The sequence below is a fragment of the Streptococcus sp. oral taxon 431 genome, assembly GCF_023115445.1.
GTDB lineage: Bacteria > Bacillota > Bacilli > Lactobacillales > Streptococcaceae > Streptococcus.
On the sequence record NZ_JALDUI010000001.1, the window covers coordinates 248244 to 271085 of the forward strand.

Annotated in this window: 19 protein-coding genes and 2 pseudogenes; 1 reads left to right on the top strand and 20 read right to left on the bottom strand. The window is 38.7% G+C overall.

Annotated features, from left to right (window positions below):
* The 15 genes and pseudogenes from M1R56_RS01220 to efeO all read right to left on the bottom strand — a co-directional run.
* Nucleotides 1-2067: pseudogene (locus M1R56_RS01220) on the bottom strand (accessory Sec-dependent LPXTG-anchored adhesin); the annotation flags it as partial.
* Between the two features lie 37 nt (nt 2068-2104).
* Nucleotides 2105-5725 carry a Rib/alpha-like domain-containing protein gene (locus M1R56_RS01225; protein ID WP_248034304.1) on the bottom strand — a complete coding sequence of 1207 codons (3621 nt, stop codon included), beginning with the start codon at nt 5723-5725 and terminating at the stop codon, nt 2105-2107.
* 18 nt (nt 5726-5743) lie between these two features.
* A complete protein-coding gene (locus M1R56_RS01230) occupies nt 5744-5914 on the bottom strand; it encodes an accessory Sec-dependent serine-rich glycoprotein adhesin (RefSeq protein ID WP_248034305.1) in 171 nt (56 codons plus the stop codon).
* Nucleotides 5915-6458: 544 nt separating this feature from the next.
* Nucleotides 6459-7370 carry a bifunctional riboflavin kinase/FAD synthetase gene (locus M1R56_RS01235; protein WP_248034306.1) on the bottom strand — a complete coding sequence of 304 codons (912 nt, stop codon included), beginning with the start codon at nt 7368-7370 and terminating at the stop codon, nt 6459-6461.
* Between the two features lie 65 nt (nt 7371-7435).
* On the bottom strand, nt 7436-8422 hold the full coding sequence (locus M1R56_RS01240) for a dihydroorotate dehydrogenase (RefSeq protein WP_248034307.1): 987 nt from the start codon (nt 8420-8422) through the stop codon (nt 7436-7438).
* The gene (locus M1R56_RS01245; RefSeq protein WP_248034308.1) at nt 8385-9185 is read right to left on the bottom strand and encodes a dihydroorotate dehydrogenase electron transfer subunit; all 801 of its coding nucleotides are present in this window, start codon (nt 9183-9185) and stop codon (nt 8385-8387) included. The genes M1R56_RS01240 and M1R56_RS01245 overlap by 38 nt, the downstream gene beginning before the upstream one ends.
* Nucleotides 9186-9434: 249 nt before the next feature.
* The gene (locus M1R56_RS01250) at nt 9435-10124 is read right to left on the bottom strand and encodes a sugar phosphate nucleotidyltransferase (protein ID WP_248034309.1); all 690 of its coding nucleotides are present in this window, start codon (nt 10122-10124) and stop codon (nt 9435-9437) included.
* 12 nt (nt 10125-10136) lie between these two features.
* On the bottom strand, nt 10137-11015 hold the full coding sequence (locus M1R56_RS01255) for a DMT family transporter (protein WP_248034310.1): 879 nt from the start codon (nt 11013-11015) through the stop codon (nt 10137-10139).
* Nucleotides 11005-11874 (bottom strand): phosphotransferase family protein, encoded by an 870-nt coding sequence (locus M1R56_RS01260; protein ID WP_248034311.1) that lies wholly within the window; start codon nt 11872-11874, stop codon nt 11005-11007. Before M1R56_RS01260 ends, M1R56_RS01255 begins: the two co-directional genes overlap by 11 nt.
* Before the next feature lie 93 nt (nt 11875-11967).
* Nucleotides 11968-12060 (bottom strand): annotated as a pseudogene (locus M1R56_RS01265) (2-C-methyl-D-erythritol 4-phosphate cytidylyltransferase); the annotation flags it as partial.
* Between the two features lie 291 nt (nt 12061-12351).
* The gene (locus tag M1R56_RS01270; protein WP_000512114.1) at nt 12352-12519 is read right to left on the bottom strand and encodes a twin-arginine translocase TatA/TatE family subunit; all 168 of its coding nucleotides are present in this window, start codon (nt 12517-12519) and stop codon (nt 12352-12354) included.
* Nucleotides 12503-13234 (bottom strand): twin-arginine translocase subunit TatC, encoded by a 732-nt coding sequence (gene tatC / locus M1R56_RS01275; RefSeq protein WP_248034312.1) that lies wholly within the window; start codon nt 13232-13234, stop codon nt 12503-12505. Before tatC ends, M1R56_RS01270 begins: the two co-directional genes overlap by 17 nt.
* Nucleotides 13234-14922 carry an FTR1 family protein gene (locus M1R56_RS01280; protein ID WP_248034313.1) on the bottom strand — a complete coding sequence of 563 codons (1689 nt, stop codon included), beginning with the start codon at nt 14920-14922 and terminating at the stop codon, nt 13234-13236. The genes tatC and M1R56_RS01280 overlap by 1 nt, the downstream gene beginning before the upstream one ends.
* Complete coding sequence (gene efeB / locus M1R56_RS01285) at nt 14897-16111, bottom strand: iron uptake transporter deferrochelatase/peroxidase subunit (RefSeq protein ID WP_248034314.1); 1215 nt, start codon at nt 16109-16111, stop codon at nt 14897-14899. Before efeB ends, M1R56_RS01280 begins: the two co-directional genes overlap by 26 nt.
* 5 nt (nt 16112-16116) lie before the next feature.
* On the bottom strand, nt 16117-16989 hold the full coding sequence (gene efeO / locus M1R56_RS01290) for an iron uptake system protein EfeO (RefSeq protein ID WP_248034315.1): 873 nt from the start codon (nt 16987-16989) through the stop codon (nt 16117-16119).
* Between the two features lie 182 nt (nt 16990-17171).
* On the opposite strand from efeO, the gene M1R56_RS01295 reads away from it, so the two are divergent.
* Nucleotides 17172-17471, top strand: coding sequence for a YbaB/EbfC family nucleoid-associated protein (locus M1R56_RS01295; RefSeq protein WP_000981533.1), 300 nt, complete (start codon nt 17172-17174; stop codon nt 17469-17471).
* A 46-nt stretch (nt 17472-17517) separates the two neighbouring features.
* On the opposite strand, the gene M1R56_RS01300 is transcribed toward M1R56_RS01295, so the two are convergent.
* The 5 genes from M1R56_RS01300 to M1R56_RS01320 form a co-directional block, all read right to left on the bottom strand.
* Nucleotides 17518-19281, bottom strand: coding sequence for a glycerophosphodiester phosphodiesterase (locus M1R56_RS01300; RefSeq protein ID WP_248034316.1), 1764 nt, complete (start codon nt 19279-19281; stop codon nt 17518-17520).
* Between the two features lie 8 nt (nt 19282-19289).
* Nucleotides 19290-19880 (bottom strand): 3'-5' exonuclease, encoded by a 591-nt coding sequence (locus M1R56_RS01305; RefSeq protein WP_248034317.1) that lies wholly within the window; start codon nt 19878-19880, stop codon nt 19290-19292.
* A 70-nt stretch (nt 19881-19950) separates the two neighbouring features.
* The gene (locus M1R56_RS01310) at nt 19951-20442 is read right to left on the bottom strand and encodes a DUF536 domain-containing protein (protein WP_049504976.1); all 492 of its coding nucleotides are present in this window, start codon (nt 20440-20442) and stop codon (nt 19951-19953) included.
* A gap of 178 nt (nt 20443-20620) precedes the next feature.
* Complete coding sequence (gene truB, locus M1R56_RS01315; protein WP_248034318.1) at nt 20621-21499, bottom strand: tRNA pseudouridine(55) synthase TruB; 879 nt, start codon at nt 21497-21499, stop codon at nt 20621-20623.
* A 10-nt stretch (nt 21500-21509) separates the two neighbouring features.
* Complete coding sequence (locus M1R56_RS01320; RefSeq protein WP_248034319.1) at nt 21510-22784, bottom strand: DUF2130 domain-containing protein; 1275 nt, start codon at nt 22782-22784, stop codon at nt 21510-21512.
* Nucleotides 22785-22842 lie beyond the last annotated feature (58 nt).

A 22842-nucleotide genomic window follows, 5' to 3' on the forward strand; every position in this document is an offset into this window, starting at 1 on the left:
AGAAGCGCTTGTGCTTGCTGATTCTGACGCACTTGTTGAGGCTGACTCAGAGGCACTTGTTGATGCCGATTCAGAAGCTGATGTGCTTGCTGACTCAGACGCTGATGTCGATGCACTTGTTGAAGCGCTTGTTGACGCTGATTCAGATGCTGATATCGATGCGCTTGTGCTTGCACTTGTTGATGCTGATTCAGATGCTGATGTGCTTGCACTTGTTGAGGCTGACTCAGATGCTGAGGTTGACGCGCTTGTACTTGCTGATTCAGATGCTGATGTCGATGCGCTTGTGCTTGCACTTGTTGAAGCTGATGTCGATGCACTTGTTGAGGCTGACTCAGATGCTGATGTTGACGCGCTTGTGCTTGCTGATTCAGATGCTGATGTTGATGCACTTGTTGAAGCCGATGTGCTTGCACTTGTTGAGGCTGAGGTGCTTGCCGATGTACTTGCGCTGGTTGAAGCGGACGTACTTGCTGACGTGCTTGCGCTGGTTGAAGCTGATGTACTTGCTGACGTACTTGCACTTGTTGAAGCGGACGTGCTTGCTGACGTGCTTGCACTTGTTGAAGCGGACGTGCTTGTGCTTGTTGAAGCGGACGTGCTTGTGCTTGTTGAAGCGGACGTGCTTGTGCTTGTTGAAGCGGATGTACTTGCCGATGTGCTTGCGCTGGTTGAAGCAGATGTACTTGCTGAGGTGCTTGCACTTGTTGACGATGACGTACTTGCTGACGTACTTGCACTTGTTGAAACAGATGTACTTGCTGATGTGCTTGCGCTTGTTGAAGCAGATGTACTTGCGCTTGTTGAAGCAGATGTGCTTACTGACGTACTTGCACTTGTTGAGGCTGATGTACTTGCGCTAGTCATTGCACTTACTGATGCGCTAGTTGACGCTGACACTGATGCACTTGTTGACGCTGATTCAGAACGATATTTGTTATCCGTAACAGTCTCGTTTTGATTATAAACCGTTGGTGCATATGGTTGATTACCAGATGTTACTTTAGCATTATCTTTATAATAAACTGTTGCAACACCGCTGTCACTTACATCGATGCTAGAAATACGATCACGACCATTCGGAGTCACTTTATCGTGAGCTTTTCTGATTTCTTCGCGAACTTTGTCCTTATCAGATTCTGATAAATGATTTTTATCCTTGACTTCAGTCAAGTCAATCGCAGGTTTATTAAACAAGTTCTGCAACTGATCTTGTTGAATTCGAATTTCTCCGACGTCAACAGTGTTTCCACTTGGATCTGTAGCATTGAGCCAACGTCCCCAGGTATTTCCTGACCTCCAAGCAAGGTCTTTGTTAGTAACCGCATTAATGGTGAAGGTAGTTTGGTCATCATTTGTTAAGGTATTGATAATATTTGTGATAGGACCAGTTCCCCATTCAGGTCTATTTTCGAAGAAGTCTGTCAAGTCTTTTCTATTACCAGAGACCTTCAGTGTGACTAATTTACCACTATTATCTTTACCTGTATAGGTAATCTGGATAGTATCTCCAGCATAGAACAGATAACGACCATTGCTATCTCTCTTAGGTTCTTGACCATTAACTTTGACAGTATAGGTAATTGTTGGGTTCACACGTTCAGGAGTAATCTTACTTGTCGTTACTTCTGAATCGAGACCAGCAACTGTCTGCTTAGCTGTTACATCTCCAGTCGGAAGGAGACCATTGTTACCGTCGTAAGCCTTTTTCAGATCTTCTGCAGGTTCAAAAGTAACGCTTGTTTCATTATCTTTAGCTCTCTTCTCGAACGTATGCCCTGCTAAAGTCAAGGTTACAAGAGCTCCAGGTGTGACATTGGTCACAACAATCGAACGATTTGGCAAGCCACCAGTTTCATTAGTAGAAGCAACTGAGATAACTGGTGCCTGTGGAATTACCTTAATAGTCACATCGTTCGTTGTGCCATCTTTGTAGGTAATCGTTACAGTACCATCGGTAGCAATACTATAATCGCTAATGCGGTTGGCTACCTGAGGATTTGCAGTTTTCACTGCATCAAGAATCTTGGTGCGTTCATCATCGGTCAACGCATTTGGATTGGCAACTGCAATGGCGTTAGTAGGTTGAGCTCCTGGGAATTTTTCATTTATTTCCATCTTTATATTGGACATTTTCTCCGTAAGTAGCAGTGTACTCTAATACTTTTGGATTTGTTGCTGAAGCTTCAGTAGTGGTGTCCTTAATGCCTGGCGCTGCATCATCTGAAGAATAACCATCTTGGAAGATACGACTGATATCTGAAGTACCATCGTTTAATTTCAGAGTTTTAATCTTACCACTATTATCTTTAGCAGTTAAAACAACTTTAATCTTGTCGCCTGCGAATACTTCGTAACCACTGACTCCTGGACGAACATTATTCTTGATCGATTGTTTTTCCCATAGGCCAGTCTTGTCGTTCTTGACATAAAGTTCAAAAGTTACTTCAGGTGCTACAGTTTCCTTGGTAATAGTTTTAGTCGTTGTAGCTGATTCCAAGGTTTCATTTACACTAGTACCAGGATTTTGGAAAACCTTACTTTGTTTAACAGTTACGTCACCTGTTGGAAGGAGACCGTTGTTTCCATCATAGGCAGCCTTCAAATCTGTCGCAGTAAATGTTACGCTTGTGTCATTATTCCCCGCTGTCTTAGGGAATGTATGTCCGTTTAATGTCAGGGTAACAAGTGCACCCGGCGTCACATTGGTGACTGTGATTCCTCTATTTGGAAGACCACCTGTGTTAGTAACCTGATTATCTGCGATTTGTGGTGCTTGTGGATTGACCTTGAAGATAACTGGAACAGATGTGCTGTTTCTTGCTGCATCAGTAGAACCTTGCGGTAAGGTCACTCTTACTTTTCTTGTGTAGAATCCTGGATTAGCAACCATGGCGTCGTCAGGAGTTTGTTCCCAACTGAATGTTGTACCTGCAGGTATCGCAACTCCAGCATCAGAATTCTTAATAGCATTACTTGGATTGGCAATAATATCCGCTAATGAAGCCTTATCACCAACTGTAGTAACATACTCTTGTTTTGCTACCGGATCAACTACAGTATAGTCAAAGCTAGTTTCACTTGTTAGGGCTGCATTGCTAGATGATACAGTACCAAAACGTCCATTTGGATAGGTAGCTCTTACTGTGTAAGTTGTACGGTGCGACACAGGATTAGTTCCTGTTGTATGCCATACGCTACTAAATTCAGGTGAGCCATCTTGTTTACTCAATGTGGCACTTGGATTGTTATTCAGGCGATATTCATAAGAGAATGTAGTACCTGATGGAAGGTCACTACTATTGATATAGAGGTTTGAATAGCCACCAATATTATTGGCATAGCTTCCTCCAACAGTTCTATCACTACCTGGAACTGCTTTAAAGGCATAAAATTGACCTTTCACACCATTGTTTGTTTTGGTTTCAACTTTCGGATAGACCGTATAGTTGATGGTTACATCCGTTGTCGAATTATCAGAATAGGTAACACGTGCTAGAGCTGATTGAGCCCCACTTGCACTAGTAGAGATTGGCGTTACCCAAGAAATGCTATGTCCAGTGACAGCTGGTGTTGAACTATCAACAGGATCAACAGTGACAAAGTTATTTACATTAGCAAGATCTGTCGCAGCTTCCCCTTGCAAAGTATAGACAGTTGGAACTTTAGTTGTAGCATTATATAGTTCATTTTGTTTGAGTTTATGGAAGGCATAGGTAATACCTTGTTTCCCTTCAAGAACTCTGACAGTATTGCCTGATACATATCCTTTGGCAGTTGCAACGTTAGTTGCCTTCAACTGATAACCATCAATGTTCAAATATTGTGAAAGATCTACAGTTGTTCCTGGAAGTTGTTGGATAAACACCTCATCCTTACCAGGGATTTCCTCTCCAGTATCTGCATCGATGAAATGAACTGTAACATAGGCACCACGAGCTGAATAATCAAATTTTTCTAGTCTAAATTGTTGCAAGTTGGTTCCAGAGCCTGTCGAAGCGAAGAGAGCCAATGCTAATTCACTAGGATTTCCTGCATTTGACAACAGTGTCATATTCTTTGTATCGTTCCAAAGAACATTTGTATTTCTAACTTTATCATCAACCAGATAATCACTTTGTTGACCAATTTTCTGATTCGCTAAATTATAAGACCAAGTCTGACCAGCATAATTTACGGTCATAACTTTAGTATTACCATTATAATTTACAGTGTAATTTTGGAAAGAATTATTTGTTGGATTCGTTTGAAGTTTAGAAAAAGTTGAAATAACAGGATACACTCGTCCTTGTGCATTAATATATTTCGTCCCATTATAACTATAAATAAATCCTCCGAATGCTCCGCCACCACCAACACGTGAGGGATCTGCTGAAGCCATATTGTGGGTATCTGGCGCACTAGTATTGTGCCAAGTATCTAGTTTGAAACCGAAAGAACCTTTGAGATTATTTCCTCCCATACCAAGAGAGGCCCCAGAACCGTTTCCATTAGCATTTCCTATAACACCAGGTTCCCCAGTTGAAAACACCGCTGCAATCCCGTCACCACCTGCATGTCCTGGTTTAAACCCTTCATATGCATTTCCAAGATTGATCTTACCTGTTAGGGTGAAGCTCTCAGTCATATCAATTTTGGTTTTCAAGGTATAGGAACCGGCTTGCCCACCTGTATTTTGTGTCAAGGTTACTGTACCACCACTTAGATTTGCAGTCCCTGATGTTTTAAAGTAGTTTGCTTGGTTCTTATTGGTTACAATCAAATGCGCCTTAGAATCATAGCTTGCATTTCCCAAAGAAGCATTTGTATTAAATGGAATATGAAAGTCATTTGAAGAAGTCAAAGCTTGACCATTACGGTAGTCACGCGCTCCAGAGCTTGCACGAAGAACTGTGTTGACCACACTATTACGTGTTCTAGTAGCCTCAGAGATAAGAGTATTAAGGTCAGCGTTAGGATCTGTCAAAGCATTTTGAATTGCTTCAATCGTAGCATTTCCTTTTAGAAGCGCACTTTCAGCACCCTCACGATTTCCCAGACGACCGAGATAGGTTCCAATCTCATCTGAAAGACTCTTGAGTTTTTTCTCCTGCTCTGCACGTTTTTTGTCAGTTTCAGTCGCAGTTACTAACCCTGTCGCTGCTGTTGTTAACATATCAGCAGTGTTGCCATTGACTTTATCAGAAACACCTGCGCTTACTGAAGCAGTATTCAAGTTAGCTGGAGTTGACTTGTATGTAATTGTAGCATCATCTTTATTCGCTACTACTTCTTCTACCTTAGAAGTTTCACCAGTAGAACCCTTACTTGTTGAGTTTGTGACTACAGAACTAGTAGAACTCGTTTCTGAGAGGCTTTCTGATCTTGTAAGTGACTCAGAGGTACTGGTTGAAGTTGAGGTAGATGCTGAAGTTGAGGTTGACTCTGATGCAGATGTACTTGCAGACACTGATGATGACACGGACTCTGATAATGATTGACTTTCAGAGACTGAAACACTCTCGCTAATAGACTGAGAAGCCACATCTGAAGCTGGAGTTTCTTGATTTTCTTTCCCTACTGTTCCTAGAACAACTTTATCTGCAGTGACAAGTGTATCCTCTGTTTCGATAACTTTTTCAACTGCAGTTTGTTCATTGGCATGGACTTGAGTTTGAACAACAGCCCCACCACCGATAACTGAACCAGCTGCTACTATTCCCTTAAGGACATCAATTCCAGTCAATGGGGTAGAAGAACGCTCTTAGACGACTTCTGTTGATACTTGAGCAGTATCGACTCCACCACGAATGACTTTAAACAAACCAAAAAGGGAAGTAGAGGCACGTAACCAGTGCTTACCAGACTTGATTAACTTAAATCTTGTAACACGGTCTGTCTCTCTAAATTGACCTTCATTTCTTTTAAAAAACATGTAAACACCTTTCGTTTTTCTATCAATTTTAAAAATTGATGCTACCTCCTATTGTACCACTTTTTATTGATAATTTCTAGCAATGATAACCGTTAATTACTAAAAAAGACTGATTTTCACAGTTCAAAAAAGATCTCCAATACGCCAATTAGTATTTTTATATAATAACTAGCACTTTTCTCTTTCTCATGAAACTTATTCGCGGTCTTGATTATAGAAAATATTTCTTAAAACTCGTTTTAGATAGATTTTATAATTTCTATAGCTTGGTATAAAAAGAACATATCATTTATTTATTCTATAATCCAAAAATACGATGATGTTCACAAGTTGATATTTCAAATTTTCTCTATAGTGAAATGAAATAAAATCTGGACAAATTGATTAGGGGAGTCAAATCAATTCCTAGCAATGTTTTAGAAGTCGAAATGAACTATTCTTTATTTAGCCTACTATAATAGTTATGATGATTCCCAAAACTTAAGCTAAAAATACAAATAAAAAAAGAGTTTGAGAAAATCCCAAACTCTACTATTTTTTGATTTTATTTTCTAGCTGTCTTTTCATCTTCTTCTAGTTGCTTAACTAATTGATCAACGCTATCAAATTTTACCATATCACGGATACGGTCCAACCAGGAAACGATGACAGTTTCCCCATAGATATCGTCGGAAAAATCAAAGATATGAACTTCAAAACGCTCTTCTTCGCCATCAAAGGTTTCATTTTTACCTAGACTCGCCATACCACGATAGACTTTTCTTTGAATTTCAACGTCAACAGCATAAACACCATCAGCTGGCATATATGTCCGATCCAAGTTGACTAGATTAGCTGTCGGGAAGCCAATAGTTCGACCTCGAGCATTTCCGTGAACCACTACACCTCTCGTTGGTAAAGGGAATCCCAAAAGTTTGCCTGCTTCTTTTACATCTCCTTCTAGAATGGCTTGGCGAATGCGCGTTGAACTAATTTTCCCCTTTTCATCCTCAACTGGTGGAACAACAACTACTTCACCATGGAAAAGTTCTTTTAAATCCTCAGCTGTTTTTCTATCTGAACCAAGAGTATAGTCAAAACCAACTACAATCGTATCTGCCTTTGCTTCCTTGACATAGGTATCAATGAATTCTTGGGCAGTCATATTTGCTACTCGACTAGTGAAATCCATCAAATACAAGCTCTCAACTCCAGCTCGCTTCAATCTACGTTCACGTTCACTAGCATTCAAAATATGCAATAAGTGTTCAGGTGAGTATTGATTCAGAGTTAGTTTTGGTGATTCGTTAAAAGTTACTAGAGCTACTCCCTGGCGCTTTTCAGCAGCAATGTTAGAAGCTATTTCAAATAATTTTTGATGGCCGAGATGAACTCCATCAAAATAACCAAGTACAAGGACGTTTGGTCCTGGTGTTGCAATATCTTTTTCTGTTTTAATAGGTACTGTAATAATCATAGTATTTATTATACCAAAAAAATGGCGCTTTCAAAACAATTTAGACTGAATTCAGGACATAAAACTTAGAGCAAACTTTCTCTGACTTCTTTTCGCAATATTTCTAGACTTTCGATCCCGTACTTATCCATGACTGTTGGTAGATTTTCGATAATATCTGGACAAGCATAGGGATTCGTAAAGTTGGCTGTTCCGACACCGATTGCTGAGGCACCAGCCAGATACATTTCTAAGGCCGCTTCAGCTGAATCCACTCCCCCCATACCGATAATTGGAAGCTTAGTTGTTTGAGCTACTTGACGAATCAATTTGAGAGCTACTGGAAAAATTGCAGGACCCGACATCCCACCAGTTCCATTAGCTATAATTGGTTTTCTGGTTTTAAGATCAAAACGCATACCTACAAGTGTATTAATCATGGTTAAACCACTAGCACCAGCATCTTCTGCTGCTTTTGCAATAGTCACGATATCAGTCACACTAGGGGTTAATTTGACGTAAACGGGCATATCTGATGCTTCTACGGCAGCCTTCACCACATCATAGGTTAACTCAGGATCTTGTCCAATTAAAAGTCCATGATTTCCATGATCGACGTTAGGACAAGAGATATTGAGCTCGATGGCTTTTACATTATTTGCCTTGGAAATACCATGAGAAACTGCTGCATACTCCTGTTTTGAAAAGCCAGCAACATTGGCAATAATAGGGAGATTTGGGTATTCTCTTTGAAGCCAAGGTAGTTTCTCAGAGAGAACGACCTTTAAACCTGGATTTTGTAAACCAATAGCGTTGAGCATACCTGCAGGTGTTTCTGCCACTCGTGGAGTAGGATTACCAAAGCGTGGTTCAAGTGTTGTAGCCTTAATCATGATAGAACCCAAGAGGGCCAAATCATAGTATTTGGCATACTCTTGTCCGAAACCAAAACAGCCTGAAGCAGGAATGATAGGATTCTTTAATTCTAAGCCTGGTAGAGAAACTTGTAATCGATTTGTAGTCATGATACTCTCCTTATAAAACAACTGTTCCTGTTTTAAATACAGGCCCATCTTCACAGACACGTTGACTAACTGTTTCACTATCTGGTACTTTTAAGACGCAAGCATAACAGGCTCCCATACCACAAGCCATACGCGATTCTAAAGATAGATAAGCTCTTGGATGCTCATAAAAGGTTTGATTGATGTATTTCATCATACCAGGTGCCCCACATGAGTAGATGGCATCAAATTCACTATCCAATTCTTTAATCACAACTGATACATTTCCTTGGGTTCTATAAGAACCATCATCAGTCGTTACAAGGACTTTGCTGTATTGGGATAATTCATCTTCCAAAATAACTGCATCTTTGGTCGCAAATCCTAGAACCGTTGTGACATCTACACCACGCTCATCTAATTGTTTAGCTACTTCAAGTAAGGGTGGAACACCAATACCGCCACCAACTAAGAGAACACGACTCTGCTTGTCTAAATCAGATAAATCAAAGCCATTTCCTTGAGGTCCCATAACATCTAAGCTATCGCCTGTTTTTAAGGTTGAAAAAATTGCCGTACCAGAACCTTCGATACGATAAATAAGATGGCATCGTTTATTAGCCTTATCTATAGACGAGATTGAAATTGGACGACGTAAGAGATGGGCATCATCAGGTACACGCAAATGAAGAAATTGCCCTGCTTTCATCGCTTCAACCATTTCTCCTTGAAGTACTAGTTCAAAGATTGCTGGTGCGATTTCCTTTTGGGACACTACTTTCATGGTTTCCAAGCGAATAGCACCCATGCGTTTTTTACAATTTGGATTCATAACTTTTCCTCCTTAAATTTTAAGGGGTTCAGAAAAAGAAAAACCTTGCAATCGCAAGGTTTCAGTAAGATACTTACAGAAAAGAATCAAATAAACTGTGTTTATTCGAAGTTTGTGTAATCTATTTTCTATCTGACACCTTGTGAGCCTCTCTGGACTTCCCTTAAAGGTTAATTTTTACTAGTATACTGTAACAACCCTAAAAAGTCAAGCAAAAATAGGTAAGGCGTCTGACGTATTTTAGTTTACTTATTTTTGTGAAGAGAGAATCTTCTCCAATTTTTGATAATCTTTGACACTGTCGATTTCGTAGATAGAGTTTTCTTCCAATTCCTCTACGTAAACATCCAGTTCTTTGATATTATCTTTAACCATGTTGTCCCAGTATAGATCTACAAATTCGCCGCTTGCATAGGCTTTGTCGATAAACCCAACAATTTTCTCAGCTGTTGGAGCGTCCCAGAATGAAACTCCACTCAGGATGCGACCATTCTTACTATCGACGATGATATCTTGAACTTTGTAATCTTCTCCGTAAACTAGGAACCACTCATTATCACAGTCTTCACGATAAACGCTGAAGTATGTTGAACGCTCGAGGTCATTGCGGAACATATTTTTGAAAAGATAGTTATCCGCATCGATAACGTAGCTGTTAGCCAACTCTTCTTTTACCAAGTAAAGTGAGTAAAAATTATTGTAATCAGCATACTTATCGTTGAAGACCAAACGAACACCGTACTTTTCTTTAAGATAGTCGAACTGTTCTTTCAAATAACCAACTACGATGATGATATCATCGATTCCACGCTCTTTTAAAAATTCAATTTGATATTCAACCAAAGGTTTTTGGTTAACTTGAACCAAGGCTTTGGGAGTATTTTCTGTCATGGGTCTCAAACGAGTTCCCAAACCTGCTGCTAAGATGATCGCTTTCACGCGCTTTCTCCTTTATTCTTTAATAATAATGTAAACACCAGCCATTACGATAAGTGAAGTAATGATGGTCAGTAAATTAAGGGGCGAGCCCAAAAAGATTGCTGCAAACAAAACAGTCCATACTACATAACTCACATTTAGGCCTGTTGCTTTTGCAGGTTGTAAACGATTGATAGCAATGTAGTAAGCTAAATACGAAATCATATTAGATGCTGCAAAGACTATCATCAAACCAAGCAATTGTCCATTTGCCACTTCTGCAAATGAATGATGCGAGAAGAGAACGATAACGAGATAGGACAAGAAAGATGTGACTTGTCGTATCAAGAGTGCTTCGAGTTCACTGAGTTCACTTTCCATTGCAAAAGAGCTTAGAACACTTTCACTTCCCCAGGCGATGGCACAAACTAATGCACAAAGAATTCCGATATAGAAGGAATTGACTTGTTCAACCTTGTAGGTCTGAGCAATAATCCCTGCAATGATTAGTAAAATTCCAAATACTGTATTCTTAGAAACCTTGTGCTTTAGAATAAAGAAGGCAAGAAGGACAGAAACTGCAGGATAAATTGCTGAAACCGAAGATGCCAAAGAGCTACCAATATACTTAACCGCATAGAGATTGGCCTGCATACCAATCGGCCCAGCTAATAGTGCTCCAATAATGACACTAACATTTCGAATGTTCAAGAAGATTGAAAGACGTACTTTACCTTCTTTAACTAAAAGATATCCTAGCAAGATAAAAATACTAAGAAAGTCGTGCGCTGCTGCTACTACAAAAGGTGATAGATCCGTAAATATAGAGAAGATATAGGCACTAATGGTTAGCCCTAATCCCCAGAAAACACCTGAGAGTAGACCGAAGGAAACTCCATTTTTATTTTTCATCTGAACCTCCATAATATGTCAAACCTTTAACAGCTCGTTGATAACGAGTCACACCATAATCTCCAAAATCTGCGCCATTTTCTTCCTTGTAAATAGTCCAAAGACTCCAAATAGCATCTTGCAAGATTTTGTAGATACGAATTTTCTCTCTCGAAACAGGAGTCTTGTCACTCTCGTAATAAGCTAGAAATTCTTCCTCTTCCTCCGGTGTAAATTCAGATTCTAGAAAGAGAGCTGCCAAATCCCACATAGGGTCGTTCATGGAAGAATATTCCCAATCAATCAGATATAGATGCCCATCTGGTCCTTCAATAAAGTTTTCTGGAACTAAATCAATATGACATGATTTTTTATCAATTCCAATTTCTTCAAGTTGATCTTTCAGTGAGAATACTGACTTTCTGACAGCTTCATAGTTCGGATAGGAAATTTCCCCTTGAATCAAAGATTCATATTTTTTGATTTCCTCAAAAGGAGCAAACTCCCCTTTTAATTCCTTACCCGAAGCATGAACCGTTTGTAGAATTGGTGCAATCTTTTCAAATTTAGTTTTAATGGTATTTGAGTTAAGCGTTTCAGCATTTTCAATGTATTGATTAACCTTAATTCCTGCTTCAATATCGAAAAGATAATTTTCTACATCTAATTTCAAATCTTTCAACAATTCAAGATTGAACTTCTCATTCTGGCGGTCGATTAATTTATCTGTACCTTTTCCAAAAAACTTAACGATATACTGGTTTGAGCTTGTTTTGACCAGGTAGTTTTGATTAGTCATACCACCTAATTGTTCAACGCTCAGAATATCTTCATCAGTTGATAGTAAAGAGGTAAGTTTTTCCTTAATGTTTTTTTCCACAATCATCCTCCATTAGACTTCCCACTTAAAGACTGTCTTAAATGCGGTATTTAAGTCAGTTGCAAAAACTCGGTGAATATCTTTGATTTCTCTGACTGGTTCTTCTAGCTTTAAGCATTGTTTTGGTAAATTACTAATCCCCATGCGCGTGCCGGTTCCACCTGCTAAAATTCCAGCGTAGATCATTTTAATACTCCTTTAGTCTGTTCTAAAAAACTCATTCTTTACCATTATATCACAACCTAGCCCTTTCTCGAAATAAATACTAGAATTCTCTAGTCAGAAAGAGCCTAGGCATACCATTAGGGAAAGTAACTTGAATGATAAAAAAATCTCAACTCTATTTTCAACAAATATAGAGTTCTTCAGAATATTATAGAAAACTTAAAAAAACCTTAAACTAAATAAAAAAGTTGAGATTGTAGCCAGAGATAATTCCAATCCAACAATTCTCAACTCTATTCAATCATTTTTCGTTTATTTTTCTTCTTGCTCACCGATGCCCTTAACGGCTTTCTTAAACTCGGCAAGCATTTTTCCTACTGACTCGCCTAACTCTGGTAAGCGTTTTGGTCCAAAAATCAACAATGCTCCAAGGACAATGACTATCAAGCCCGGTGCACCAATATCACGTAAGATTCCCATCTTTTTCTCCTTTCCTTTTTCTCTTAATTATCCATTTACTAATAGCGATACTAACCTCATACAAAAGGATTAGGGGAACAGTCATCGCTAAATCGCTAATAAAATCGGCCGGCGTCAATATAACTGCCAATACCAATAAAATGAAGTAGGCATAACGTCTATAAGAAATGAGTAGGCCAGGTCCAATCAAACCAATTGAGGTAAAAAAAGCAATGATAACTGGCAATTCAAAGATAAACGCTAGTGGTACAGTTGTTTGAAAGACAAAGGCTAGATAATTTTGTGCTGTCAGTTGCGTCTCAAATAAGTTTTCACCTAGTCCCAGTAAGACCTGAAGTATAGCTGGTGTTACAAAATAAAAGCCAAAGGCTAATCCCAAGATAAAACAAAGGAAAGTTGCAGGGATATAAGCAAAAATCGCTCCTGCTTCTTCAGTTTTAAGGGCTGGTCGAACAAAACTCCAGACTTGATAGACCGTAAAAGGTAAGGTAAGGCTAAAGGCCATTAAACTTGCTAAACGGAGATAAATCCATAAAATATCATTCGGCCCCAAGACGATTAACTTCTGACTAAAACCTTGTGTGATATACTGATAAACCTGATCGGCAAATAATAGTGAAAGGCAGAATACTAGAAAGAAGCAAACAACTACTGCTAGCAATCTCTTTCTAAATTCTACCAAATGTTCAATAATTGTCAATTCCTTTTGATCCATCACTTTTCACCCTGTCTAATGGTAATTAGAAAAACTATGAGGATAAAGAGAATCTGACCTGCTAACCCTTCCCAACTAGGGTAAATTCCCAATATATCAATACTTGGTATTCCTGAGATCAGATGGTTTGGAATCATATTTGTCAACTGTAAGGCATGGATACTGACTCCCGTCATCTTAAAGGCTAAGGCATAAATCATCCAAGTCAGGATAAAGAAAACCTTATGAGGCAGGAAAAATTGACTGGCCTTGTTCATCACAAAGGCAATCACGACTAAAACTGAGAGGGCCAGAGAAATTCCAAGGACAAAATCAAAACTAGAAATCCTTGGCAGAATCCCCACATAGAATAAAATCGTCTCAGCACCTTCTCGGAATACAGCTAGAAAACTCAGAGCAAACATAGAAAGGAAAGAACCTGTTTTCGTGACAGTTTGCATCTGCGATTCCATAAAAGCATTCCATTTTTTTACAGAAGATTTGCTATGAAGCCAAATACCTATTAAAATCATCATGATAACCGCAAAAATCCCGACTGCACCTTCGATGATTTCACGGTTAGTTCCTGAGGTAACTGCTGGAAAGGCAATCTGTAGGATATAGGCAATTAAAAGACTAGCCACTATACCCGCAAATGCACCACCATAGACCCACTTGAGGCCCTTTCTCATCTTACCAGCTTTCAAAGTTGTCACAAGCGCCATGACAATCAAGAGTGCTTCTACACCTTCTCGGAGCAAGATGAGCATGGCGTCAAATACATTATAGGAAGCGCTAGTATCAATTTGAGATAGCTCTGCAATCAAGCTAGAAAGCTTTTCTTGATATTCACTTTCCTTTCCCTTAACCATGATGACAGGACTTTCACTTTCAACCTTGGTATAAAGCGAAGGATTGGTTGTACTTACAGAACCCTCGATGGTGGGCCAAATAGTAATAAACTCCTTCATCGTCGCAGCTGCATCACTATCTTGACCAGCTTGAAATTGGGTCAAAACCTTCTTTAAAAGATCTATCCCATCCTTCAGTGTCAGGTTGGATGATGTCGCCGCAACATCTTTTCCTTCAACAAAGTTAGAAATGGCTTTTTTCAAATCATCAAACGATGCCTGAATAGTATCAAAGTTCGTTGGTTCAGTCTCAATGCTACTACGCAAGAAGGAAATTGCTGTTTCTACTTGCCCATAATGAGCTGTACTATGGTCGCGAACCACTGCTTCATTGATGGTCCAGGTTGAATTCATTTTTTTATAGGCTTCTCTTACTGCTTCCAGATCTTGAGAAGCGATTGCCTTGTCTAAGGCTTCAAAACGAGGTTCTAATCGTGAAACAAGTTTCTCTTTTTCTGCATCAAGGTCGACTGGATTTTGCTCTTTCTCGAATGTCAAAAGGGCTAAAGAAATCTGAGTTAGCTGGTCTTCGGTAATATCACCAGTTAAGGCTAACTTTTCTTGAACTTTACGTCCAGCTTCAGAGTCAGAATTCTCAACTTTCTCGAAATCTTTGGTCATTTCATCGATTAGTTTTCTAGCCTGATCTTGTTTGCCTTCTTTGACAGCTTTAGTTGCATCAGTTATTTTCACAAAGTAGGAACTCAAATTTTCCTTAGCTCCTACCGGAAAAATCAACAGAAAGAAACAAGCACATAGGAGGATAATACTTTTAGGATTCCAATAATTTCTGCCCAATGTAACCTCCCTTCTCTACTCCACCAAAGCAGGCAAAAAGACCACTGCCTATATGGGTAACGTACTCATTCATTTTATCCGTAGCACCTAGATTGGTCTGCACCTTAACAAAGTTATCTGGATCCTTTTGGAAGGAGATAAAGAGCAAACCAGTGTCAAACTGACCAGTCTTTTCATCTATGCCATCAGAATAAGAATAAGAGCGACGCAGGAGAGGTTTGTCCACTTCTTTTGCTAAGCGAACATGAGAATCATCAGGAAGAAGACTCAAGTCCACCTCATCAAATTCATTCTTCTTACCAAAAGGAGCTCCACTTTCCTTATAGCGCCCAAAGGTATTTTCTTGCTCCTCCAGATTGGTTCGATCCCAAGTATCAAGGAACATCTGGATGCGACGAACTGCCATATAGGAACCATTTTCCATCCAATCCTTACTATCTGCCCACACAACCTGATCAAATTCTTTCTCAGTGGTAACATTAGCAGTCCCGTCTTTAAAACCAAAGAGATTCCGAGGAGTTTCCATACGATTGCCGATAGCTGCAAAACCTGATTGACTCCAACGAAGAGTAACTGCATTTCTTCCTTTTCGGATAAGGTTGCGAACGGCATGAAAGGCAACTTGCTCGTCATCTGCACATGCTTGAATGACAATATCTCCTCCCGTGTACTTTTCTCGTAATTGTTCCTTTGGAAATGGAGGTAAATCTCTAAAAAGTTTTGGACGTTTATTCTCTAGTTTCATTTTTTCTAGGAAACTAGCCGAAATTCCAAAAGTCAGGGTCAAACGATGAGGATTAAGCCCAACTGTTTCTCCAGTATCACTCGGAGGCAAGAGGCTATTGTTACCATCTTTTTTAACCAATTCTCCCTCTACAAGTTTGGCACTATAATCCGTCCAATCCTTAAATAACTGGATGATTTTCTCTTTGTCAGTTGTATGCAAATCTAAAACCACAAAATAAATGTTTTTCTGCATGACAGTTGTAATGCCAGCTTGGTGCTTGCCATAGAAGGCTATTTTTTCATCCCCGTACGAGATTTTCTCCTGACCATCAAGCTTAGGTGCGAAAAAAGCAGAAGCACCAGAGAGCCCAAGTGCGAGACCGGCACCTCCGATACCTGCTTTTTTTAGAAATTCTCGACGGTCCATTTTTTGTTCAAAAAATTTTTCGCCTTTGTTTGTCATATTACTTATTCTCCACCAAGAAATTTACCCATTTGTGATAATGGTTCACCAAGTTTTGTGACTGCTTCAGACAATTCCTTGGTATCCTCTTTCGTTAAGTCTGTATAGAGCTTATAGTGTTCCTTGTCCGTCATGTGTTTGTCTAACAAACTATTGACAGATTTGAAATCTTCTTCTAACTCTTTAACCAGAGCTGCATCTGATTTTTCAAGCAAGGGTTTAAATAGCTGGAAAATCTTCTCAGCACCTTGGATATTGGCACGGAAATCATACAAATCTGTATGAGAATAAATCTCCTCTTCACCAGTAATCTTACTTGTCGCTACTTCATTAAGAAGGTCAACAGCGCCAGTTAGCATAATCTTGTAATCAACATCTACAGTCGCAATCTTAGCCTTTAATTCCTTGATGTCATTTACCAGTTGGTCACCATAAGACTCAGTTCCTTTGGTTGTGTTTTCCTCCCAAAGAATGCGCTCGATACGGTGGAAACCAGACCAACCTTCTTCAGTCTTGTTTTCATCTAAGTAGTCTGCTAATCGAAAATCAATCTTCACATCAGATTCTCCGAAGCTCTCTGCAATCGGCTCTGAACGTTCATAGGACATACGGATTAAAGGGTATGCCTTCTTAGCTTCTTCTAGCTTACCATCCTTCAAAAGTTTAACAAAACCTTCTGTATCTGTTAAAAGTTTATCAATCTGTTCTTCTACAAAGGTTTTGTAGTCACTAGTTGCCTTATCCAATAATTTTTGGTTATCTTCTGATAATTTTGTAACCTGAGAGGAATTACTTGTCGAGGTCTGTTTTTCAGTCTGTGCCGCACAAGCCGTTAATAATAAAGCCGAAGATAAAAGGATAAAACCAAGTTTTTTCATATAACGCTCCTATTAAATCATGGAAATCCCATTTTTAAAATTTATTATATCATAGTTTTTCTAATTATTTAATAAATTGTCAGAAAATTTAATGTTCGCTCCTTTAAAATTAGAATAGACTTTTCTAGTTAAAATTGTTAAAATAATAGGGAAAATAAAAGAAAAGGAAGCTATATACCACCATGATGAATATGCAAAACATGATGCGTCAAGCTCAAAAACTTCAAAAACAAATGGAGCAAAGTCAAGCTGAACTTGCTGCTACAGAATTTGTTGGAACTTCTGCCCAAAACCTTGTAACTGCCACACTAACAGGAGACAAGAAAGTTACAAAAATTGATTTCAATCCAGCGGTTGTTGACCCAGAAGATATTGAAACTCTTTCAGATATGACTGTTCAAGCAGTCAATGCTGCTCTTGAACAAATTGATGAAGCAACTAAAAAGAAACTAGGTGCTTTTGCTGGTAAATTACCATTCTAATAGCATAAAAAGAGGCCGATGTTCAATTCAGCCTCTTTTGTCTTACCTAGAAAGTAAATATTTCTGCTGCTTTCTTGAGAAGCAAGTCCGTATATTCAGGATCTTCCTGAGCGGTTTCAAGCTCTTCTTTAATTCTTTCTAGATCATCTGTTATCATACCATCAACTCCCAAACGTAGGGACTTATCAAAGGATTCCGAACTATTGATTGTCCATACATAGAGTTTTTGTTTTGTATTCCAAAGCTTGGTTACAAAATATTCATCTAAGGTAGAATATTCCATGGTATAACCTGTAGCATTCGTTCTTGGAAAAACGGAATTGTAGGGCAGAATGAAATAGACCGGAATTTCCTTATCATACTGAGTTACTTTTTCAATAACATGATAATCCAAAGATTGCATCTGATGCCCATAGACTTTGATCTTTGCCCCATATTGATCTAGAAAATGATCCATCATTTGAGCACTATCTTTTCGACTCGTTTTAATTTCGATCAGCAATTTCTGATGAAGGTCATTGGCACGATTTATATAATCATCAAAGCTGGATATTTTGGTCTGATAACCATTTTCATAAATATCTAATTGCTTCAACTCATCTAAAGTTAAGTCTTGTGGTGTTACATTTAATCCCGCTAAACTTTTTAGGTTAGCATCATGCATCATGACAAACTGACCATCCTTGGTTTCTTGTACATCCATCTCAACTAAATCTGGTTTTAACTGAGCTGTTTTTTCTAAGGATTCAACTGTATTTTGGACACCATTTCCATTAGAAACACCTCTGTGAGAGATGACAAGTGGAGGATTGACTACGGGTGCCTCTAGATAAACATAACCCTCAATCGCAAAGAAGACACTGGCGCACCCCATTACACCCCATCTCATGATATGATCTTTCTTTCGTCTTGGCATAATATCCAACTCCTCACCAGTTAAAAAGGAGGTAAACTTAACCAAGAAGTAAGTCAAAGCCATATAGTGGATATTTTTAATCAATATATAGTTCGAAATAGCAAGAACCAAAGATTCTCGATGTGTGAGACCATCCACTAAAAACTGGACAATCAATAGTGGGATTAGAAGCAAGTAAAAGAAAAGATTTGTTTTGACAACAATGAGAAAGAGATGCCAAGCGTAAAACCAGAATTGATTTCTAGTTCTTTCAAGACTATAGAGCACAGCTTCCTTGACTGTCATCTTGTCATACAAGATTTTTGGAAGAACAAATACTAACTTAACAGAAACGTAGAGGAAGAGGATTGACAAGATGATAATACCTAGCCACCACATCCAGTATTTATCTTCCATGTAGGTCTGAATAAACTCTGGGATTACGATTTTATTAAAATAATAAATCTTTAAAATCTTCCTGATAAAAGGAAAAAGCATGGCAACATAGAAGAAGATAAATAAGGCTTTTGTAATTGTCAGACCTTTCATAAAGACAAGACTCTCACGAAAGACCTTACGACTGTATTCTATCAGTGTTCTTTTCTCATGATAGAGAAGATGACGCGCCCCTATAAAGAGAAGACTGAGTTGAAAATAAGCAACTAAAAGGTTAAGAATGATTAAGATTAAGAAGCCAATACTGACTATAGGAGCATTTTTGATAATGGCAAAAATGTTATTGTAAGAAATAAACAAATAGCCCGTCTGACTTAGCAAAAAACCCGCTATCAATGAATTCAAAGGTAACCAAATATAGTCGACCAACATAAATATTAAAAAAAATAGAAAGAGGATTTTATCAAGATTGAGGTAAATCTTTTTAAAACCCAATTTTTTAGGCTTTTCAGGTTTCATAAAAGCTCCTAATCAAACAGTTGTGATAAATCTAAACCACCAAAAGGATTAGAGTTAAGACTACTCTTGACGTCCAGTAAGATTTTACTTTCGTCAGACTCTAGGAATGCTTCATAAACACGCGCAGTCATACGAGCATCCTCTAAACTGTTATGAGATTGTCCCTTAAATCCTAGAAAACTTGCAACAGTTTGTAACTTGAGATTGGCAATACCATGAAGATCAGAACTGCGTCGCTCAAATGCTTCATCATAGAGATCCACTAGATATTGGCTACTATAATCCAAACCATGCTCCAACAAAATCGGTAAATCACTCTTGGCTGCATTATAACCAACAAGGGGTAACTCACCCACAAAGTCTTGAAAATTCTTAAGAACTTCCTCCACCATCGGTGCATCTTTCAAGGTTTCAGACGTGATACCCGTTAAACCATTAATAAAACTTTTCAAAGGCACATCGGTATGAACATATGAGTCAAATGCTCCTACTTCTTCACCATCTTTAAAACGGACCGCAGATACCTGAATCAAGTGAGTTTTATCTTGGTGTTTATTAAATTCCAAATCAAATGAAATATAATCTCTTAATTTTTCCATCTTATCCATTCCTTACTGTATGTGTAAAAAGAAACTACTTGGTTATATCTAGAAACCAAGCAGTTTTTTCTTATCCTCCAAATAAGCGAGCAAAGAAGCCTTTCTTCGTTGCTTGTACTTCTTGCTTAGCCTGATCCAACTCCAACTGAAGGGTTTCTTGGTCCTTCATAGCTTGTAGCGTTAACTGTTGTTGTTGATCCAATTGCTTATCTTTTTCTGCGATTTGACGGTCTTTGACACGCATCTGTTCATCTTTTTCAGCTAACTGTTTGTCTTTGGCCTTTAATTGCTCATAAAGACGGATGATTTCAGCGTTCTTTTCATCAACAAGAATCTCCATCAATTCACGTTGCTTTACATCATCACTAACAGGTTCATCTTCAAAAATGGTCTTTTTGTAGATTTCTTCAAGCTTAATCAAGCCACTGCGAGTTACCACAGTAACTCCTTTATCATTTTTAGTCGTATCTTCTTCAGGTAATTCCTTGACACGGTTATTGATTGCTTGGCGGGACAAGCCCAAGACCTCAGCAATCTCACTAACAGTCATCTCAATACTCATAATATCCTCTGAAAGTTTTCTAGCTTTTCTTTATTTAAATATTATCATAAGCAAGCAAAACTGTCAAATATCACCGTGTTTTCAACCCTTTTTCATAACTTTTTCGGGTCTAAATTGAACTATCTTTTAGCATTTTTTAAAACTAAAAATCAGTTTGCGATTTTACCACCAGCTCTAATCAATTGAAAACCTTTCTAGGCTTATAGAGTTGGTCACGTTTCTCTAAAATGGCTAGTAATTTTTCACCTTCAAAACCAGCCAATTCCTTCTCGGTTTGTTCCAATTCAATAAAGCGACCAAAACGCACTTCTTCTGCCTGTTCTGGAGTCAAATATACCTTGACCAAGTCACCTGTCCCAATCTCCAAGGGATGAAGAAAGTCTAATTCACCAGCTTGTACTTTTTCCTCTATTTCACTCAAGGTCAAAGCATCATCTAACTGTAATCCAGCTGCACTTGTTCGTGTTAAATAAGACATATGAGCAGCATAGCCAAGTTTTTCTCCTAAGTCAACCGACAAGGTACGAATATAGGTTCCCTTACTGCATTTTACACGAAAAGTAAATCGTGCAAGTTCACTCTCATAAGAAATCGGACTTGTCCGTTCAAATTGATAAATGGTCACCTGACGTTCTGGACGTTCCACTTCTTGACCAGCACGCGCATATTCATAAAGTTTGCGCCCATTGACCTTGACAGCGGAATACATTGGGGGAATCTGAATAATAGGTCCAGTCAGACTTGCAATCGCTTGATCAACAAGCTTTTCATCTAAGGGAGACAATACTGGTGTCTCAGCAACCACCTCACCACTAGCATCCTCGGTTGTTGTAGAATATCCCAGAGTAATTTCACCCTCATAGACCTTACCCTCGTCCTGCATAAACTCGACCATACGAGTCGCCTTACCAACGGCAATCGGCAAAACACCCACCACATCAGGATCTAGCGTCCCACCGTGACCAATCTTCTTGGTTCCCAAAATCTTACGCAGCTTAAAAACTGCATCATGCGAGGTCATCCCCGCTTCTTTTTTTAAGTTAATAATACCGTTCATGTGTTGCTTTCTACTCCCCCTTCAATGCTTCAAACTTAGCTTTCATGGTTGGATTTTTTCGTGTCAGTTTTTTGACTGAAACGTCTTCTAACTTATTGTTAGCCAGGCGGAGTTGGTTTTCTGATGTTGTCAGGAATTTCTTGACTTCTTCCATTCGCTTAATTGCCTTGTCGATTTCGTCGATGGCCTTGCCAAAGTTGACAGAAGCTGAGTTATAATTCTTTGCAAAAGCTACCTTGAAAGCGTCCAAATCTTCCTCAAAACGAGTGATATCTATATTTTGTTCCCTGATAAAAGCGAGTTCCTGCTTGTATTTTAGGGAATTAAGGGCAGCATTGCGCAAGAGTCCAATTAGTTGAATAAAGAACTGGGGACGAATGACATACATCTTCTCATATTCATGGCTAACGTCAACAATTCCTGTATTAAAGTAGTCGTTTTCTGCTTCAAGCATACTTACCAAAACAGCATACTCACAATCTTTCTCACGGCGGTCTTTGTCTAATTCCTTGTAAAAGTCTGCATTCTTGTGCTTTTTCTCCGTTCCATCAGCTTCATTTTTCATCTCAAACATGATGGAAATGAATTCTAGTCCATTTTCATCAAAATCACGAAAAATAAAGTCACCTTTAGAGCCACGTTCAGAAAGCTTGTTGTCCTTTTCAAAGTAAGCATTTGGAAAGGCAAAACTTCGAACCTTGTTAAACTCACTTTCTGCATAGTGTTCCAAACTTTCACCGATTGCCTTGGTTGATTGTTGCGCCTTGAAATTCTTGTAAAATTCAACCTGTTCACTGGCTGCCTTAAGCTGGGCTTCGTAGTTTTGTTTAACAGAAGCTAGAGACAACTCATTTTCTTTTTCTTGTAAGAGGAGCTGATTTTTGACCTGATCACGTTCTTTTTCAAGATCAGAAAGAGTTTTTTGTAGTTGATTTTCATGCTCCAAGCGCAAGGTAGCCAATTGATTTTCGAGAGCTTGGACTTCTTTTTCTTTCTCTAGCAAGCTTTGACTAGCACTTTGCTCTACCTCTTTCTTAGCCAATTCTTTTTCTGTATCAAAGTTGTTAATTTGACTTTGAAGCTGGGCAATTTCTTGGTCTTTTTGAGCCAGTTTTGCCTGTTGTTCATTCACGGCTTTTTGCTCAGCCAAGGCCAGCTCTTGTTTCATGCGTTCATGCAATTCCTTATCAAACTCTACAGTTCGAACTTGAGAAATCAGCTCTGCATATTGGCTTTCATTAACTGTAAAGACTTCCCCACAGTTGGGGCATTTAATTTCGTTCATGTTATTCCTCTATATTTATCTATTCTACATTCATTATAGCATGGAAAAACAAAAAGAA

Excerpts from the sequence above, each read along its gene's own strand:
- M1R56_RS01300 (WP_248034316.1), bottom strand. The coding sequence starts at position 19,281 with ATGAAACCTGAAAAGCCTAAAAAATTGGGTTTTAAAAAGATTTACCTC.
- M1R56_RS01310 (WP_049504976.1), bottom strand. The coding sequence starts at position 20,442 with ATGAGTATTGAGATGACTGTTAGTGAGATTGCTGAGGTCTTGGGCTTG.
- M1R56_RS01305 (WP_248034317.1), bottom strand. The coding sequence starts at position 19,880 with ATGGAAAAATTAAGAGATTATATTTCATTTGATTTGGAATTTAATAAA.
- M1R56_RS01235 (WP_248034306.1), bottom strand. The coding sequence starts at position 7,370 with ATGATTATTACAGTACCTATTAAAACAGAAAAAGATATTGCAACACCA.
- M1R56_RS01240 (WP_248034307.1), bottom strand. The coding sequence starts at position 8,422 with ATGGGCCTGTATTTAAAACAGGAACAGTTGTTTTATAAGGAGAGTATC.
- M1R56_RS01270 (WP_000512114.1), bottom strand. The coding sequence starts at position 12,519 with ATGGGAATCTTACGTGATATTGGTGCACCGGGCTTGATAGTCATTGTC.
- M1R56_RS01255 (WP_248034310.1), bottom strand. The coding sequence starts at position 11,015 with ATGAAAAATAAAAATGGAGTTTCCTTCGGTCTACTCTCAGGTGTTTTC.
- M1R56_RS01245 (WP_248034308.1), bottom strand. The coding sequence starts at position 9,185 with ATGAATCCAAATTGTAAAAAACGCATGGGTGCTATTCGCTTGGAAACC.
- M1R56_RS01295 (WP_000981533.1), top strand. The coding sequence starts at position 17,172 with ATGATGAATATGCAAAACATGATGCGTCAAGCTCAAAAACTTCAAAAA.
- M1R56_RS01230 (WP_248034305.1), bottom strand. The coding sequence starts at position 5,914 with ATGTTTTTTAAAAGAAATGAAGGTCAATTTAGAGAGACAGACCGTGTT.
- efeB (WP_248034314.1), bottom strand. The coding sequence starts at position 16,111 with ATGACAAACAAAGGCGAAAAATTTTTTGAACAAAAAATGGACCGTCGA.
- truB (WP_248034318.1), bottom strand. The coding sequence starts at position 21,499 with ATGAACGGTATTATTAACTTAAAAAAAGAAGCGGGGATGACCTCGCAT.
- M1R56_RS01320 (WP_248034319.1), bottom strand. The coding sequence starts at position 22,784 with ATGAACGAAATTAAATGCCCCAACTGTGGGGAAGTCTTTACAGTTAAT.
- tatC (WP_248034312.1), bottom strand. The coding sequence starts at position 13,234 with ATGGATCAAAAGGAATTGACAATTATTGAACATTTGGTAGAATTTAGA.
- efeO (WP_248034315.1), bottom strand. The coding sequence starts at position 16,989 with ATGAAAAAACTTGGTTTTATCCTTTTATCTTCGGCTTTATTATTAACG.